Source organism: Leucobacter sp. (assembly GCF_053528595.1).
In genome coordinates this window covers 47,052-63,149 of record NZ_JAIVPF010000043.1, presented here as the reverse complement: position 1 = coordinate 63,149, position 16,098 = coordinate 47,052, and the positions used below count along the sequence as shown (strand labels likewise).

General features: G+C 69.8%; 14 protein-coding genes. 1 reads left to right on the top strand and 13 read right to left on the bottom strand.

Annotation, left to right across the window (positions count from 1 at the left end; all coding sequences use genetic code 11):
* Positions 1 to 9: 9 nt before the first annotated feature.
* The 6 genes from ACWKZU_RS09355 to ACWKZU_RS09330 form a co-directional block, all read right to left on the bottom strand.
* Positions 10 to 810 (bottom strand): SDR family oxidoreductase, encoded by an 801-nt coding sequence (locus ACWKZU_RS09355; RefSeq protein WP_449282055.1) that lies wholly within the window; start codon positions 808 to 810, stop codon positions 10 to 12.
* Positions 807 to 1,742 (bottom strand): alpha/beta hydrolase, encoded by a 936-nt coding sequence (locus ACWKZU_RS09350; RefSeq protein ID WP_449282054.1) that lies wholly within the window; start codon positions 1,740 to 1,742, stop codon positions 807 to 809. Before ACWKZU_RS09350 ends, ACWKZU_RS09355 begins: the two co-directional genes overlap by 4 nt.
* Positions 1,739 to 3,370: an AMP-binding protein gene (locus ACWKZU_RS09345; protein WP_449282053.1), complete on the bottom strand. Its 1,632-nt coding sequence runs from the start codon at positions 3,368 to 3,370 to the stop codon at positions 1,739 to 1,741. Before ACWKZU_RS09345 ends, ACWKZU_RS09350 begins: the two co-directional genes overlap by 4 nt.
* 106 nt (positions 3,371 to 3,476) lie before the next feature.
* The gene (locus tag ACWKZU_RS09340; protein ID WP_449282052.1) at positions 3,477 to 5,468 is read right to left on the bottom strand and encodes an alpha-ketoacid dehydrogenase subunit alpha/beta; all 1,992 of its coding nucleotides are present in this window, start codon (positions 5,466 to 5,468) and stop codon (positions 3,477 to 3,479) included.
* A gap of 23 nt (positions 5,469 to 5,491) precedes the next feature.
* Positions 5,492 to 6,550 (bottom strand): 2,3-butanediol dehydrogenase, encoded by a 1,059-nt coding sequence (locus ACWKZU_RS09335; protein WP_449282051.1) that lies wholly within the window; start codon positions 6,548 to 6,550, stop codon positions 5,492 to 5,494.
* A gap of 80 nt (positions 6,551 to 6,630) precedes the next feature.
* Positions 6,631 to 7,413, bottom strand: a complete 783-nt coding sequence (locus ACWKZU_RS09330; protein WP_449282050.1) for an SDR family NAD(P)-dependent oxidoreductase — start codon at positions 7,411 to 7,413, stop codon at positions 6,631 to 6,633.
* Between the two features lie 459 nt (positions 7,414 to 7,872).
* Between ACWKZU_RS09330 and ACWKZU_RS09325 the strand changes: the two genes are divergently transcribed.
* Positions 7,873 to 8,481, top strand: a complete 609-nt coding sequence (locus tag ACWKZU_RS09325) for a TetR/AcrR family transcriptional regulator (protein WP_449282049.1) — start codon at positions 7,873 to 7,875, stop codon at positions 8,479 to 8,481.
* On the opposite strand, the gene ACWKZU_RS09320 is transcribed toward ACWKZU_RS09325, so the two are convergent.
* From ACWKZU_RS09320 to ACWKZU_RS09290, 7 genes are all read right to left on the bottom strand, one after another.
* Positions 8,478 to 9,431 (bottom strand): aldo/keto reductase, encoded by a 954-nt coding sequence (locus ACWKZU_RS09320; RefSeq protein WP_449282048.1) that lies wholly within the window; start codon positions 9,429 to 9,431, stop codon positions 8,478 to 8,480. The two genes, ACWKZU_RS09325 and ACWKZU_RS09320, sit on opposite strands and share 4 nt — an antisense overlap.
* 34 nt (positions 9,432 to 9,465) lie before the next feature.
* Positions 9,466 to 10,998, bottom strand: coding sequence for a sugar ABC transporter ATP-binding protein (locus tag ACWKZU_RS09315; RefSeq protein ID WP_449282047.1), 1,533 nt, complete (start codon positions 10,996 to 10,998; stop codon positions 9,466 to 9,468).
* An 18-nt stretch (positions 10,999 to 11,016) separates the two neighbouring features.
* Positions 11,017 to 11,997: an ABC transporter permease gene (locus ACWKZU_RS09310; RefSeq protein WP_449282046.1), complete on the bottom strand. Its 981-nt coding sequence runs from the start codon at positions 11,995 to 11,997 to the stop codon at positions 11,017 to 11,019.
* A 121-nt stretch (positions 11,998 to 12,118) separates the two neighbouring features.
* On the bottom strand, positions 12,119 to 13,363 hold the full coding sequence (locus ACWKZU_RS09305; protein ID WP_449282045.1) for a sugar ABC transporter substrate-binding protein: 1,245 nt from the start codon (positions 13,361 to 13,363) through the stop codon (positions 12,119 to 12,121).
* Between the two features lie 267 nt (positions 13,364 to 13,630).
* Positions 13,631 to 14,059, bottom strand: coding sequence for a cupin domain-containing protein (locus ACWKZU_RS09300; RefSeq protein ID WP_449282044.1), 429 nt, complete (start codon positions 14,057 to 14,059; stop codon positions 13,631 to 13,633).
* An 18-nt stretch (positions 14,060 to 14,077) separates the two neighbouring features.
* Complete coding sequence (locus tag ACWKZU_RS09295; protein ID WP_449282043.1) at positions 14,078 to 14,884, bottom strand: SDR family NAD(P)-dependent oxidoreductase; 807 nt, start codon at positions 14,882 to 14,884, stop codon at positions 14,078 to 14,080.
* Positions 14,885 to 14,960: 76 nt separating this feature from the next.
* Positions 14,961 to 15,752 (bottom strand): SDR family NAD(P)-dependent oxidoreductase, encoded by a 792-nt coding sequence (locus ACWKZU_RS09290; RefSeq protein WP_449282042.1) that lies wholly within the window; start codon positions 15,750 to 15,752, stop codon positions 14,961 to 14,963.
* Positions 15,753 to 16,098: the final 346 nt, after the last annotated feature.

The following is a 16,098-nucleotide window of genomic DNA, read 5'->3' as shown; positions in this document are numbered from 1 at the left end:
TCGGTCCTCCTAGACGGTTCCACCGACGGTCTCCAGACCGCCGTCGAGGGTCAGCACCCGCCCGGTCACCCAGTCGGCGTCGGCAGAGGCGAGGTAGGCGATGGCGGCGGCGACGTCCTCGGGCGCGCCGAGCCGGCGCAGGGGGTAGACGGCGGCCACCTGCTCCTCGCGCTCCTCGTAGAGCGCGGCGGAGAAGCGCGTGCGCACCACCGCCGGCGCCACGGCGTTCACCCGGATGTCCGGCCCGAGCTCCGCGGCGAGCGTGCGGGTGAGGTGGCTCAGCGCGGCCTTGGCCACGCCGTAGAACCCGATGCCCGGGGCGGGGGTGGCGGCGGTCGACGATGAGAGGTTGACCACCCGGCCTCGCCGCCGCCGGAATCCGAGCCCCGGGTGCCGCGTCGCCTCCTGGGTCCAGGCGAGCGGGGCGAGGAGATTGACCTCGAGCGTCTTGCGCGCCGCCCCGAGGTCGAGATCCTCGAGCGGACCGTAGGCGGGGTTCGCCCCGGCCGCGTTGACCAGCACGTCGAGACCGCCCCAGCGCCCGGCGACGGCGTCCAGCACCTCCCGGCGGTGCTCGGGATCGTCCGCCTTGCCCGCGATACCGATCGCCCGGCCCGCGGGCAGCGAACGGACCGCCTCGTCGAGCTCGTCGACGCCGCGGGCGGTGAGGCACACCGAGGCGCCCTCCCCGACGAGCCGCTCGGCCGCGGCGAAGCCGATGCCGCGGCTCGCCCCGGTGACGATGGCCACCTGTCCCGCGAACCGGCCGCCTCCGTGCCGGGGGGTCCGCGCCGTGTCCGCCGGGCTCATCCCGAGGCCCGCTGTCCGAGCGGCATCAACCGCTCGAGGAACCACTCGGTGGCGGCGGTCGCGCACCGCAGCAGCAGCGACTGCTGGCTGTAGAGCGCGAGGTGATCGGACTTGTCGATGACGACGAGCTGCTTCTTCGCGGTCGGGATCTCGTTGTAGACGCGCATCGCCTCGTCCCAGAGCGTGATGTCGTCGTTCTCCGCGACGATCACGAGCGTCGGGGTGTCGATGATCCGCTTCGTGAACGGGCGCACGTCGTACTGCATGAGGAGCTCGACCGACTCCGCGGTGGCGTCGAGGGAGTAGTTCGGCGCGACCGTCTTGCGGAAGCCCTCGAAGAGCTCGTAGCCGTCCGCGTTGGGCCACGCCGAGATCTCGTGCTCGGTGTCGAGCGTGAAGTGCGGGAAGAAGGTGTCCTCGTGCGTCTCGAACCGCTTGCGACGCGCCTCGAGGATCGCCGCCTCGAGACGGCGGAAGTTCACCGTGCCGTTGGCGAGGCGCATGTTGAGATACCCGTCGATGACGGGGATCTGCGAGACCGCGCACTTCACGCGCGAGTCGATCGCGGCGAGGATGAGCGAGTGCCCGCCGCTGTAGGAGAGGCCCCAGGCGCCGATGCGCTCGGAGTCGACCTCCTCGAGGCTCTCCGCGAAGCTGATGGCGTTGCGGTAGTCCTCGATCTGCATGCGGGGATCGATGTGCTGGCGGCGCTCGCCGTCGCTGTCGCCGAAGTTGCGGTAGTCGAACAGCACGGCGGCGAAACCGTGCTCGGCGAACATCTCGGCGTAGTGGGGCTGCACGATCTCCTTCACATAGCACCAGCCGCCGGCCATCACGATGGTGGGGAAGGGCCCCTCGCCCTCCTCGGGGGTGTAGAGCCACCCGCGAACGGTGGTCCCCTCGCTCCGGAACTCGATATCTCGCCGCATCATGCATCCTCTCGTTCGATGTCGTCATCATTCAACCGGCCAGCCGGTCGGTTTATTATTCGCCGCAGATCCCCCGTCGCCTCGCGGATGAGTCGGGACGCGTCGATCCCGTCGCGCAGCTCCACGGCCCCGTCCGCGATACCGGCCCTGACCCGGGCCCGCAGCTCGAACTTCTGCACCTTGCCCGATGCCGTCTTCGGCAACTGCTCGACGACCATCAGCGCCTCCGGGATCTTCTGCATCGCCACTCCGGAATCCCGCAGCGCCGCGACGAGGGCGGACAGCCGGAGGCCCGGCCCCGCGCTCACGACGACGGCGCACACGCGCTCGCCCATCAGCTCGTCCGGGAACCCGACGATCGCGACCTCGCTCACCTCGGGCAGCTGGATCAGCAGATCCTCCACCTCTTTCGCGCTGATGTTCTCGCCGCCGCGGATGATGAGATCCTTCACCCGGCCGACGATCGTGAGATTGCCCTGCGCGTCGATGGTCGCGAGGTCGCCGGTCCGGAACCACCCGTCGGGCGTCGTCGCGTGCCGGTTGTCGGCAGGATCGAGATACCCGGAGAACATCTCGGGCCCCGCCACTTCGAGTTCCCCCGGCGCTCCGTCCCCGCCGCCCGAGAGCCTGGCCTCGGCGTCGCCGATGAGGGTCCCGTCGGTGACGGCGCGCACGGCGGGGTCGGCGCCGGGATGCACCGCGCAGAGGGTCGGGAACTCGGTCGACCCGTAGGTGCGCGAGACCGTCGTCCCCAGCACCGCCTCGGCCTCCCGGATGAGCGACGGAGGGATGTCCGCGCCGCCGCAGACGAAGGTGCGGAGCGCGCTCCTCGCCCCCGCCGCGCGGTAGGCGTCGGTGAGGCCGCGCAGGAACGGCGTCGCCGCGACCGTCATCTCGCAGCCGTGGCGCTCGATGAGGTCCCGAGCGCTGTTCGCGTCCCACCGGTCGAGCAGTACGACGCGGCTCTCGGTGATGACCGGCATGAGCACGCCGTAGAGCAGGCCGGTGATGTGGGTCAGCGGCGAGGGCATGAAGACGCTGCCCCCGCTGACCCCGAACACCTCGGCGATCGAGGCCGCCTCGACCAGCAGCGAGCGGCTCGTGTGCAGCACGCCCTTGGGACGGCCCGTCGTGCCCGAGGTGTACATGAGCATGCAGACGTCGTCCGGCGAGACCGGTCGCGCGATGAAGCCGGGAGCCCCGTCGTCGGATGCGGCCTCGCCCGCGCCGGCCCTCGCCGCGGGATCGCGCACCGGGAACACCTCGGCGGCGATCCCGCAATCGTCCACCACGCCCCGCAGCATCGCCGCGAAGTCGGTGCCGCGGTAGGACGCGGGCGCCACGACCGCGTCCGGCGCCCGCATCTCGAAGAGCACCCGGAGATCGCGCGCACGATAGATCGGCGTCAGCAGATTGACCACGGCGCCGAGGCCCCACGCCGCGAAGACGACGGCGACCGCCTCCCACCAGTTGGGCAGTTGCACGGCCACGACGCCGCCGGGTCCGACCCCGGCCCGTTCGAACCTCCGCTGCCACTCGGCGCACTCCGCACCGAGCCGGGCTGCGGTCAGGGTCGTCGAGCCGTCGACCACCGCGACCCGCTCCGGGCTGCTCGCGATGTCATCGCGCAAGCACTCCGCGAGCGTCCGGCGCTGCGCGAGCGCACTCGGAAAGGTCCGCGGCTGTCTCCACGTCGCCTCGATCATCGATTCCTCCACCGGGTGCCGGGCCGCATCTTCAGATGCTCACTGTCCTGCGGATCGCGGCCGCGATGTCCTCGTGCCCGGGCAGCCACTCCTGCTCGAGTCCCGGCGCGTAGGGCGCGGGCTGGAACCGTGCGCCCACCCGCTCGATCGGCGCGTCGAGGAACCAGAAGCCGTCCTTCGCCACGGTCGCCACGATCTCCGCCCCCACGCCGAAATCCGTCACCGCCTCGTGCACCACGACCAGCCGGTTCGTCTTCTCCACCGAGGCGAGCACCGTCTCGCGATCCCAGGGCGCGATCGTGCGCAGGTCGACCACCTCGACCCCGATCCCCTCCGCCGCGAGCCGCTCGGCCACGGCTTCGCACTCCAGCACCATGCGCGAGTACGACACGACCGTCACCCGGTCCCCGGGCCGCGCGATCCTCGCCCTGCCGATGGGCACCAGCGCCCCGGGCTCGGGTGCCGGCGACCGGCGGCCGTAGAGCATGCGGTTCTCGATGAAGATCACCGGGTTCGGATCCTGCATCGCGCTGCGCAGCAGCCCGTAGGCGTCGGCCGCGGTCGCCGGCATCACGACCGTGAGCCCGGGGATGTGCGCGAGCAGCGCCTCGAGGCTCTGGGAGTGCTGGCTTCCGGCCGATCGGCCGGCGCCGAACTGAGTGCGGATGGTCAGCCCCATCTGCGCCCGGCCCGCGGTCATGAAGTGCAGCTTGGCGGCCTGATTGAGCACCTGGTCGAAGGCGACGCCGATGAAGTCGAGGTACATGATCTCGACGAGCGGTCGCAGTCCGGCCATGGCACCGCCGACGGCCAGGCCGAGGATCGCGGACTCGGAGATCGGGGTGTCGAGCACCCGCTCCGGGAAGGCCTCGGCGAGACCGCGCGAGACCGCGAAGACCCCGCCGCCCGCCGCGACGTCGATGCCCGCGAACACCGCGCGGGGATCCCGCTCGAGTTCGTCGTGGATCGCCTGCCGGATGGCGGCCATGTACTTCATCGGCTCGCCGACCGGCTCCGATTCCGGGACCGGGCTCGGACGGGCGGCCAGCACGTAGTCCCCCACCGTGGAGAGGTCGGGATCGGGCAGATCGAACGCCCGCTGCGCGGCCTCGGACACCGCCTCGATCTCCTCCGCCTCCACGGCGCCGAGCACGGAGGGGCTCACGTCGGCGCGCACCAGGCTGCGGCGGGCGACCTCGATGCAGTCGGTGTCGAGCCCCTGCCTGAGATCGTCGGCGGCGCGGTACTGCTGCTGATCGCCCTCGTAGTGGCCGTGCCAGCGCACCGTGAAGGCCTCCACGATCACCGGGCCGTGCGCTCTGGCGTGGTCGGTCGCCGCCTGCATCGCCCCCATCATCGCGGCCAGATCGACGCCGTTCGCGGCGAGGTAGGGCACCCGGTACCCCGCCGCGCGCTCCTCGAGGGTGGCGGGGTGACCGTCCGCGGCCGCGGTGAACTCCGCGTAGCCGTTGTTCTCGCAGAGGAAGACCACCGGCAGCGACCAGAGCGACGCGAGGTTCACCGCCTCGTGGAAGAGCCCCTGCGCCACCGTCCCGTCGCCGAAGAACGAGACGACCACCCGCCCCTCCCCCGCCTGCTTCGCGGCGAGACCCGCCCCGGCGGCGATGGGCAGGCCGGCGCCCACGATCCCGTTGGCCCCGAGGATGCCGAGCTCCGGGTCGGCGATGTGCATCGAGCCTCCCCGGCCCCGCACGGTGCCCCCGTCGCGCCCGTAGAGCTCCGCGAACATGCTCAGCGGGTCCAGCCCCTTCGCCAGGCAGTGCCCGTGTCCGCGATGGTTGGAGGTGATCATGTCCCGCCTCGCGAGCGGAGAGCAGCCCCCGACCGCCACCGCCTCCTGCCCCAGCGAGACGTGCACGAAGCCCGGAATGCGTCCGGAGGCGTAGTCCTTCGAGACGCGCTGCTCGAAGGCGCGGATCCGCACCATGCGCCGGAACCCCTCGACGAGCTGATCGCGGCTCAGACGCGCTCGCGCCTCATCCGCCTCCGCCTGCAGTCCCATGCCCGCTCCCGCTGCCGACCGCGTCACGCCCGGGCGTTGACGAGGAGCTTGACCTCGTCGCCCGTCGGGGAGAGCAGCGTGTCGAACGCCTCGGTGATGCCATCGATGCCGGAGATCGCCGTGACGACGCGCTCGACGGGCAGCTCGAGGCGGCTGATCACGTCGATGATCCGCGGCCAGTCGGTGAGCGGGTAGCACCAGGTCCCGTTGTAGGTGAGCTCCCGCAGGGAGACCTGCATGGGGTCGATCTGCGCCGGCCCGGTGAAGAGCCCGGTCTGCGTGATCGTGCCCCGGGAGCGCACAGCGCCGAACGCCGCCTCGAGCGCACGCGCATTGCCGGAGCACTCGACGGCGGCGTCGACGCCGCGTCCGCCGGTCAGCCCCCGCACGTGGTCGACGACATCGGTCCGGGTCGGGTCGAGCACCTCGCCGATGTCGAGCGATGCGGCGAGCGCGCGGCGGCTCGCATTGGGCTCGGACATGATCACGTCGGCCCCCAGCGCCGAGGCGTAGATCGCCGCGAGGGTGCCGATGGGGCCCGTGCCGGTGATGAGCACGCGATCGCCGGGGCGCACGTTCGCGGTGTCGACCCCGTAGGCGGCGACCGCGGTGGGCTCGACCAGCGCGCCCTGCACCTCGCTCATCCCCTCGGGCAGCCGGTAGGCGGCCCGCGCCGGCACGACGGCGAGCTCGGCGATGCCGCCCCACTCGTGGCTCAGGCCGACGCAGGCCATCCGCTCGCACAGGTGGTTCTGGCCCCGCCTGCAGTAGAAGCACTCGTCGCACGCGAGGATCGGCATGACCGATACCCGGTCACCGGCTCGGAGGTGGGTCACCTCCGAACCGACCTCGACGACCTCCGCCGAGAACTCGTGACCGAGGATCTGGGGCGCGCTCGCGCCGGTGAGGGGGTGGGCCTCGGTGGGGATCACGATGGGTCCGGCGGCGTACTCGTGCAGGTCGGTGCCGCAGATCCCGCAGTAGAACGGCCTCAGCAGCGCGTCCCGGCTGCCGAGGGCGTTCGGCTCGGCCACCTGTTCCACGCGGATGTCTGTCTTGCCGTGGTACACCGCAGCACGCATGTCGTCACTCCTTCGTCGTTCGTTTGCTGGATCTCGGCCGTCCGCGCGCATCGCCCGCGGTCCGGCGCCCTCGGGTGCGGTCAGTGGAAGAGCACGCCGCCGTTGACGTCGATCGAGGCCCCGGTGATGTAGCCCGCCTTCTCGGAGGAGAGGAACTCGACGGCGTCGGCGATGGAGCCCGGAGGGCCCGCGATCCCGAGCGGGATCTTCGCCCACTCGATGTCCTTCATCTCCTCGAAGGTGATTCCGCGCGCGTCGGCCTCGGCCTGCAGGGCGTTGCGGTGCATCTGGGTATCGATGTTGCCCGGGCACACGGTGTTCACCCGGATCCCGTCCTCGGCCAGCTCGTCCGCCAGGCTCTGCGTGAGGCTGATCACTCCGGCCTTCGACGCGCAGTAGGCGGCGAAGTAGCCGTGACCCGAGTGGCCGTACCAGGAGGCGATCGTCACGATGCTGGATCCGCCGCCCCTCGGCATCAGCGGCACGAGGTGCTTGGCCATGAGGAACACGCCGCGGACATTGACGTTGTTGACGAAGTCCCACTCCTCGATGTCGATATCGATCACCTTGTTCGCGCGCTGCAGCACGCCGGCGATCAGGGCGAGCACGTCCACGCGCCCCGACCACTCCCGCACCCGATCGGCCAGCTCGCGCACCGAGGCGGGCTGCGAGACGTCGCCCGGCACCAGGAGCAGCTCGATGCCCGGCCACTCCGATCGGAGCTCCTCGGCGGCCCGCTCCAGGCCCTCCTCCGAGAGATCCACGAGGACCAACCGGTCGCCCCGGGCCGCGTATCGCGCCGCCACCTCGCGGCCCATGCCGCCGGCCGCTCCCGTCACCAGCACCACTCGCTGTTCAGTCATCCTCGGATCACTCCTCGTCGTTGGGGAATCGGGTCGAACCACCGCGGGAATCGTGGCGGATGCCGGGACGATCCGCCCCGCTCGCGCCGCGCAGTAAGCTCCTGCTAAACGGTCCGCTCCACAGCCTGGCACAGCTCAGCTCGGTTGTAAACACCCGGTCAACAATCTTTTTCGGGCGTATTTCACGCCGGAAGATTTCGAACTCCGTTGCACATCGTTAATTTTAACTTAACGCTTGGGACTCTGTTTTCCGCGATCATCAGGACTTTCCGGGAGTCACCGACCGGCCAGCTGGTCGGTCGGCTGGCCGATCGGCCGCGCCGCCCGGCGATCCCGCACGCCCCACGAGCTTGACTCCCCTCGGAGAAGGCGACACGATGAAGCATCGGCCGGCCCCGCGGGGCCGGCCGCCGCTCGCCCCGACGTCCTCCCGACGTCCGCTCAGGAAGGACCCGCCGCATGGCTCGGTTGGACAACGCGCTCACCCCGGGCGGAGTGCAGCGCCGCAACGCGATCATCGACGCGGCCGCGCAGCTCTTCAACGAGCACGGCTACCACAGCGCATCCACCACCCAGATCGCCGAACGCGTGGGCTGCGCCAAGGCCACCGTCTACCACTACTTCCAGAAGAAGCCGGAGATCCTCTTCGAGATCCACGACCAGTGGATCGAGGATCTGCTCCGCCGGGCGGCGGACCGCCCCGCCGAGCTGTCGCCCGAGGACTTCCTCCGAGGCGTGTTCCGGGACATCCTCCTCCTGATGGAGACGAAGTCGGACCACGTGCGGGTGTTCTTCGAGTACTACCGCGAACTCCCCGGAGACCTGCGAGCCGTAGCGGTCGCCAAGCGCGACCGCTACGAGGCGATCGTCCTCGATCGCATCGAGCGCGGAATCGCCTCCGGCGCTCTCGCGGCGGCGCACCCGAGGATCGCCGCCTTCGCGCTCTTCGGCATGTGCAACTGGGCGTACCAGTGGTACCGCCCCGGCCGGGATCTCAGCCACGAGCAGGTCGCGGACGAGCTCTTCGCGGTGTACTGCACGGGCGTGCGGGCGCCCGGCCGGGCCTAGGACCCCTCGAGCCAGTACCAGTCCTCGTTCTCCGGCAGCCCCACCGACCACTGCTGATCGGCGAGCGGCAGACGATGGCGCAGCAGGGTCTCCAGGATCTCCTCCTCGATCGGCGCCTCGAGTGCCCGCGCGGCCTCTTCGATGTGCTTCGCGCTCGTCGATCCGATGACGGTCGTGGCGCAGTCCACGCGCTGCAGGGCGTACTGGTTGGCCAGGAAAGCGATGTCGACGCCGGCGTCTGCGGCCGCCCGGGCCATGCGCCGGGCCGCCGCGAGCGACGCGTCGGACGCGATGTTGTGCTCGGTCTTCTCCAGAACCGCGGGCACGAGCAGGCCGAGCGAGACCGCGGCCGCGTTCATCAGGCCGATGCCCTTCTCGGCGGCGACCGGAGCCAGCTCCGTGGTCAGGGAGTCGTCCAGCAGCGTGCCGTGCGCATAGTTGAGCGCCACGTCGACGGGGGCTTCCAGCAGCACCCGGCGGGTGGTGGGCAGCGAATAGCAGGTCATGCCGATGAACCGGCACTTGCCCTCGTCGCGCAGCTGCAGCAGTTCGGCGACCGAGTCGTCGAAGATCGGCCCCAGTCGCACGAAGTCGATGTCGTGCAGCTGGAACAGGTCGACCTGATCGCGCCGCAGCAGCGCGAGGCTCCGCTCGAGGCTCTTGCGGATGCCGGCCGGCGAGAAATCGAACTCGCTCCACCCCAGCCGACCGGCCTTCGTCGCCAGCCAGACATCGTCGGGGAGTTCCCCGGCGACCCGGCCGAGGCGCTCTTCGGCGTCGCCGTAGTAGGACGAGGTGTCGACCAGGTTCATGCCGAGATCGATCGCCCGGAAGAGCGCCTCGCGCCCCTGCTCGAAGGACACGGGGCCGAACAGCTGGCCGAACGGCGCCGTTCCGAAGCTGACGGCCGACACCTCGAAACCGGTGCTGCCGAACGGGCGATACTCCACGATGAGCTCCTGTGTTCCTCGGAGGGCGCGGCCCTCAGACCATCTCTGCGACCAGGTCGACCTCTGCCGGGGGGTCGTCGGGGTCGACGACGTGCTCGGCCCTGATCATTCCGTCGCGCATGACGAGGATCCGATCCGACATCGTGATGAGCTCGGGCAGGTCGTCGCTGATCAGCACCACCGACACCCCTGTCGCGGTGATCCGGTCCAGGATCGCGTAGATCTCGCCCTTGGCGCCGACGTCGACGCCGTTCGTCGGGTTGTCCAGCACGAGCAGCCGCGAGCCGAGCGTGAGCCACCGGGCGAGGATGACCTTCTGCTGGTTGCCGCCGCTCAGATTGCGGATCAGCGTGTTGGCGCTCGGGGTCTTGATGCTCAGCTGCTCGATCGCGGCGTTCGCCTCGGCGCGCTCCTTCCTCCCGTCGATCACGGGGGAGGGCGCGATCGCGGCTCCCACGTACGGCAGCGAGTGGTTCTGGGCGACGGAGAGGCTCAGCACGAGCCCCTCCCGATGCCGCTCGGTCGGCACGTACCCGACGGACATGCGGATGCCCTGCCGGGGTCCGGTGGCCCTGGGGACCTTGCCCTCGATCCGGATCTCGCCGGTGCACCCCGCCCCGAGCTCGAAGATGGCCCGGCCGAGGTGGGACTTCCCCGAGCCCACGACGCCGGCGATGCCGACGACCTCTCCCCGGGCGACCGTCAGCGAGACGTCCCGGAAGGTGGGACTCGACAGCCCCTCGAGCGACAGCACCGGCTCCCGCACGGCGGCGTGGAGCTCGTCCTGGCCGCGGCGCTCGCGCTTGTGCATGGCGATCGTGCGACCCACCATCATCGAGTGGATCTCGCCCTCGCTCAGCGACCGCGGGTCGTCGTTCTCGGCCACCTTCTCGCCGTCCTTCAGCACGACGAGCCGATCGCACAGGCTCACGATCTCCTCCAGGCGGTGCGATACGAACACCTGCGCCGCGTGATCCTTGATCCGGTTCACGAAGGCGAAGAAGAACTCGATCTGCCCGCGCGTGAGCGCGCTCGTGGGCTCGTCGAGCAGGATCACCGGGTGCTCGATCCCGAGCAGGCGGGCCTGCGCGAGGCATCGCACGATCTCGACGACCTGACGCTCCGCGAAGCTCAGGCGGCTGAGCACGGACGTCGGGTCGAGCGTCACGTCGAACTCGTCGAAGATCTCCCGGGTCCTCCGCACCATCTCGCGGCGGCTCAGCACCCCCACCGTCGCGAAGCGCTTCTCCTGTGCGAGGAACACGTTCTCCGCGACCGTGATGTTGGGCACCAGCGCCTGATGCTGGTACACGCGGAACACCCCGCTCAGCGCGGACTGGTAGTAACTGCTGAAGGCCACCTCCCGGCCGTTGAGGGTCAGGGTGCCGGAGTCGCGCTGCAGCGTGCCGCTCAGCATGGAGAGCAGCGTCGACTTGCCCGCCCCGTTCTCGCCGACCAGGCCGAGGACCTCGCCGACGCGGATGTCGAGATCCACCGACTTGTTGGCGTGGACCGGGCCGAAGCGCTTGTCGAGCCCGCGTGCCACCAGGATGGGGGTGTGTTCCATGATCGTCTCGATTCGGGACTACTTGATGACGGTGAGCTTCGAGCGGTCGAGGGTGAGCGCCACGGCGGCGACGACGACCAGGCCCTGGATGATCAGCTGCATGTAGGGCATGACGCCGAGCGAGTTGAGACCGACGGTGAGCGTGGTGATCACGAGCACGCCGAGCACCGTGCGCTGCACGCCGCCCACGCCGCCCGTGATGGCCGTGCCGCCCATGACCACCGCCGCGATCGAGTTGAGGGTGAGCGCGTCGCCCATGCCCGGAGTGGCCGAGCCGATGCGGGACGTCAGCAGGACGCCGGCGATGGCGGCGCAGAGTCCCGCGATGGTGAGCGCCCACAGCTTCACGCGGCGGTTCGGGATCCCCGCGAGTGCGCTGACGGCTTCGGCGCCGCCGATCGCGAACGCGTACCGGCCGAAGCGGGTCTTCATGCTGATGAAGGTGAAGATGAGCCAGACGATGACCGCCCAGAGCACCAGGTTCGGGAGCACCACCAGCAGCTGCCCCTGGGCGACCCATCGGAGCGCCTGGTCCGACACCTGCACCGGCCGCCCCTGGACGAGCCAGGTGCCGACGCCGCCGACGGCCATCGACATGCCCAGGGTGACGAGGAAGCTCGGCACCTTGCCGTAGGCGAAGATCGCGCCGTTGACGAATCCGACGAGCAGACCCACTCCGAGCGCCGCGAGCAGTGCGAGGAAGACGCTCTCCGTCTCCTTGGTGACCGTCGCGGCGACCAGGCCCGCAAGGGTGACCGTGGCTCCCACGGAGAGGTCGATGCTGCCCTGGATGATCACGAGGGTCATGCCGACGGCGACGACGAGGAGGACCGACGACTCCCGGAGGATCGTCAGGAAGGTGCTCGGCTGCAGGAAGGTGGGGCTGAGCACCGAGAAGAGGATGATGAGGAAGACGATGGCCACCAGGGGAAGGCCGACCGACTTCAACGTCTCTCGTCTCTCCGCACGCCCGATGGTGATGGCCTGAGTAGCTGACATGGTGGTGTGTGCCCTTCGGATGGGATTCGGGATCGCTCGGGTCGCGCGGCCGGCGCGGCTCTGACGGCGCCGGCCGGCCGCGCGACCCGGGCTGCTCTTGCGGTACCGGATCGGCCCGCCGCTAGCGGCGGAGCTCCTTCCAGTGCTCGTCCCACTCGGCGTTGGTGGCGTCCATGTCGCCGACCGCGTCCGCGTAGGGCTGCGGGAGCTCGAAGCCGGCGGGCTGGTCGGCCCACGACCACATCTTCTCCATGTCGATCACCTTGACGGAGTTCTGCGGATCCCAGTCGTCCGGATGCGCCACCCGGCTCATCTTGACCCAGTCGTAGGGGTCGTTGCCGCCGGTGTAGGTGTCGATGTACTCGTCCACGTTGTCCGCGGTGACGACCATGGCGCCGGTCCACAGCTGGCGGTTCAGCGGGTCGGGAGCCTCGCCGCTGACGCAGGCGTCGAGCGCCCGGACGAACGAGAATCCCGCCTGCCACTGCGGCAGCGAGGAGGCCACGCCGAAGAACTCGCCCGACTGGATGAGCTCCATGGTGCCCTGGTTGCCGTCCATGCCCGTGATCGGCACATCGGTCACGCCGGCCTCCGTGAGGGCGTTCAGCGCGCCGATCCCCACGTCGTCGTTCTGACCGAAGACGCCGTCGATGTCGGTGCCGTGCCGATTGATGATGCCGGCCATGGCGTTGCGCGCGTCGTCGCGGTTCCACTCGCCGGGCTGACGGTCGACGAGCGTGATGTCGGGGTACTCCTCGAGCGCACGGTCCACGCCGTTGGTGCGCTGGAAGTCGGGGGTGGCGCCCGGATGACCCGTCAGGTGCACGAAGTTGCCCTCGCCGCCCATCTCCTCGAACAGGGCCTTCGCGAGCTCGTACGCGCTCTGCTCCGAATCCGGCGAGTGGTAGGCGGTGTAGTTGTCGCCGTAGTTGAAGGGCGAATCCCAGAAGTCCGACTCCCAGGTGTTCACGAAGCACACGTCGTTCTCATTGGCGATGCGCGCCATCTCGCCGACGCTCGAGGGGTCGGGAGCGGTCACGAAGATCATGCGCACGCCGGCGTCGACCTGCTGCTGGAACTGCGCGATCTGGGTGGCGGGGTCGCCCTCGTTGGTCATCGCGACGTACTCGCCGTTGAAGGCGGCCACGGCGCGCTCGGCGCCCTCGTTCCAGCTCGAGTAGTAGTCGTTGTTCATGCTGGTGAACAGGGAGACGACCGTCTCGCCCTGGAGGTTCACCTCCTCGGGGAGGTCGGCCGCCGGCGCCTCCCCGCCGCCGTTCCCGCCGCCACCGCCGCTGCAGGCGGTGGTGAGCAGGAGCCCCGCGACGAGGATCCCCGCCCCGATGAGTCTCTTCTTCTGTGGCATGTGCACTCCTTTGTGTTGGGTCTGCCAGTGCGAAACGAGACCGAAACGCGATCTCTTTCGTTAAGTAACAATACACACCATTCAGTACAAGTGATCAGTGATGTGTAACGAGTGGGTAAACATTGCCCTCGGGAGCTGGCCTGCGGACGGCGCCCGGACCAGGCGCCTCCGGCACGCTTCGGCAGCGCCGCCCCGACGCCCGCTCGGCACCGCTCCGCCGCGCTCCCGGCCGCCTCCTGCGGCCGTGGGAGCACGGCGGAGCGTCCCTCAGCCCCAGTAGCGAGTCGACACGAAATGGGGCTCGCCGCCGTCGACGGGGTAGGCGGTGAAGCCCACCTCGTCCTCCGGCATGTAGCTGATGGCGAAGCAGAAGCACCTGATATCGCCCCCGCGGTCGGCGGCCAGCGAGTGGATCTGGTGCGGGCGGATGCGCACGAGTTCACCCTGACTGAAAAGCGCGCTCTCGCCGTCGATCGTCATCGTGCCGCTCCCCTCCAGCACGAAGTAGAACTCATCGCTGTTGTGGGAGTGCGGCTCGATGGCCGAGCCCTCGCGCACGATGAACTCGTTCGCGAACTCGAGATAGCCGCCGGCGACCTCGTCGCGCAGCTCCTCCATCTTGAAGAAGAACATGCTGTGCACGGTGTCGTTGTGCTCGGAGATGTACTCCGCGCTGCGCCGCTGGATGTTGTCCATGATGATGGTCCCCGTTCGTCAGAAGATTGAGCGGATGCTGCCGCCGTCGACGCCGAGGGTGACCCCCGTCGTGAACGATGAGGCGTCCGATGCGAGGAACACGACCGCGTTCGCGACCTCCTCGGGCGTTCCGATGCGGCCCAGCGGGATTCCGCGATCGTCGATGAGCGCCTGGATCGCGTCCATGCCCTCCTTGCCGTAGGCCTGCTCGACGGTCTTCACCCAGCCGTAGTCCTCGTCGGACCAGAACGGCGTGTAGATGGGGCCGGGAGCGACGCAGTTCAGGCGGATCGACGGCGCATAGAGCCGTGAGAGCGACTTCGAGACCGACGCGACCGCCGCCTTCGACGCGGCGTAGTCGGTGATCGAGTCCTCCGGCTGCCGCGAGAGGTCGGAGGTGACGTTCACCACCGAGCCGCCGCCGTTCGCCTGCATGCCGGGGAGGAGGAGCTTGCACAGCCGGACCATGGCGAAGAAGTTCAGCTCCATGGTGCGGTGGAACTGCTCGTCCGTGGTCTCCTCGAGCGTGCGCAGGGTGCCGGAGCCGACGTTGTTCACCAGGATGTCCGGCACGCCGCCGAAGATGGCCTCCGCCTCCGCGACCGCCCCCTCGATGCCCGCCAGGCTCGAGAGATCCGCTGTGATCGCACCGGCATCGAGTCCCTGCGCGCTCAGCTGCTGGCCCTGGCTCGCCAGCTTCGCCTCGTCGATGTCCACCGCGACGGGGTGGGCCCCTTCCGCGGCGAAGGCGCGCACCACGGCGTCGCCGATTCCCGAGGCGCCGCCCGTGACGAGCACCTTCTTTCCCGCAAGCTTCAGATCCATCCTTCTCCTCCTCGGTCTTCGATGCAGATGTACGGTCGCCGCGCACGCCGATCGGGCCGGCGACGAGTCGTCCGGCTCAGGTCATCACCACGCCGCCGTTGACGTCGAGCGTGGCGCCGGTGATGTAGCCCGCGTTCGCGCTCGACAGGAAGTAGACCCCGTCGGCGATGGACCGCGGCGGACCCGCGACCTTGAGCGGGATCTTCGCCCACTCGATGTCGCGCATCTCCTCGAAGCCGATGCCGCGCGCCGCGGCCTCGTCGGTGAGCGCCTTCTGATGCATCCGCGTGTTGATGTTGCCGGGCGCCACCGCGTTCACCCGGATGCCCTCGTCGGCGAGCTCTCGGGCCAGCCCCTGGATGAAGCTGATCACGCCCGCCTTCGAGGTGCAGTACGACGCGTAGAAGGGGTGCGCCTCGCGCCCCCAGTACGAGGCGACCGCGGTGATGGACCCCGTCCCGTCCCTCGCGATGAGCGGAATGAAGTGCTTCGACGCGAGGAAGACTCCGCGCAGGTTGGTGTTGTGCACTCGGTCCCACTCCTCGACCGGCAGGTCGACGACCGAGAGCCCCTCGGACTGCACGGTGCCCGCCACGAGCGCGAGGCTCGTCAGCTCGCCGCCGGTCCACTCGCGCACGCGACGCACACCCTCGCGGAGCGACTCCTCCGACGACTGGTCGAGCACGAGCGGCAGCACGTCGATCCCCTCGTGGGCTTCGCGCAGCTCCGTCGCGAAGCCGTCCACGGCCTCCTGGCTCAGATCGGCGATCGCGACCCGAACGCCCTCCTCCGCGAAGCGGATGGCGGTCTCCCGCCCGATGCCTCCGGTCGCGCCCGTGATGAGGACGGAAGATGCCGAGTTACCCATGTTGCTCCTTTGCACCATCAATTGCTTTCAGTGAACACCTGCGTTCATTGCAGTTAAACTCTTGCAACTGATCCGTGGCTTGTCAAGCGGTGAATCCGCGGTTCTCTTGCGCAGCGCGGTCCACGTATGTACAGTCATGGTGAATGGCTGGTCGAACCCCTCCCGCCCGCAGCGACGCCGGCGGGAGCAGGCCCGGCGGCCGCCGGCGGCCGCCCGCGCCCCGCTCATCGATCGCGCTGCGCCGCGGTACGCCGGCGACCGGCCCGCGGCCCGGACCCCTCCGTCGGGACTCGCGCCGGGACGACCGCGCCGGGACGACCACCCCGGGTCGGGATCCGGCCCGCGG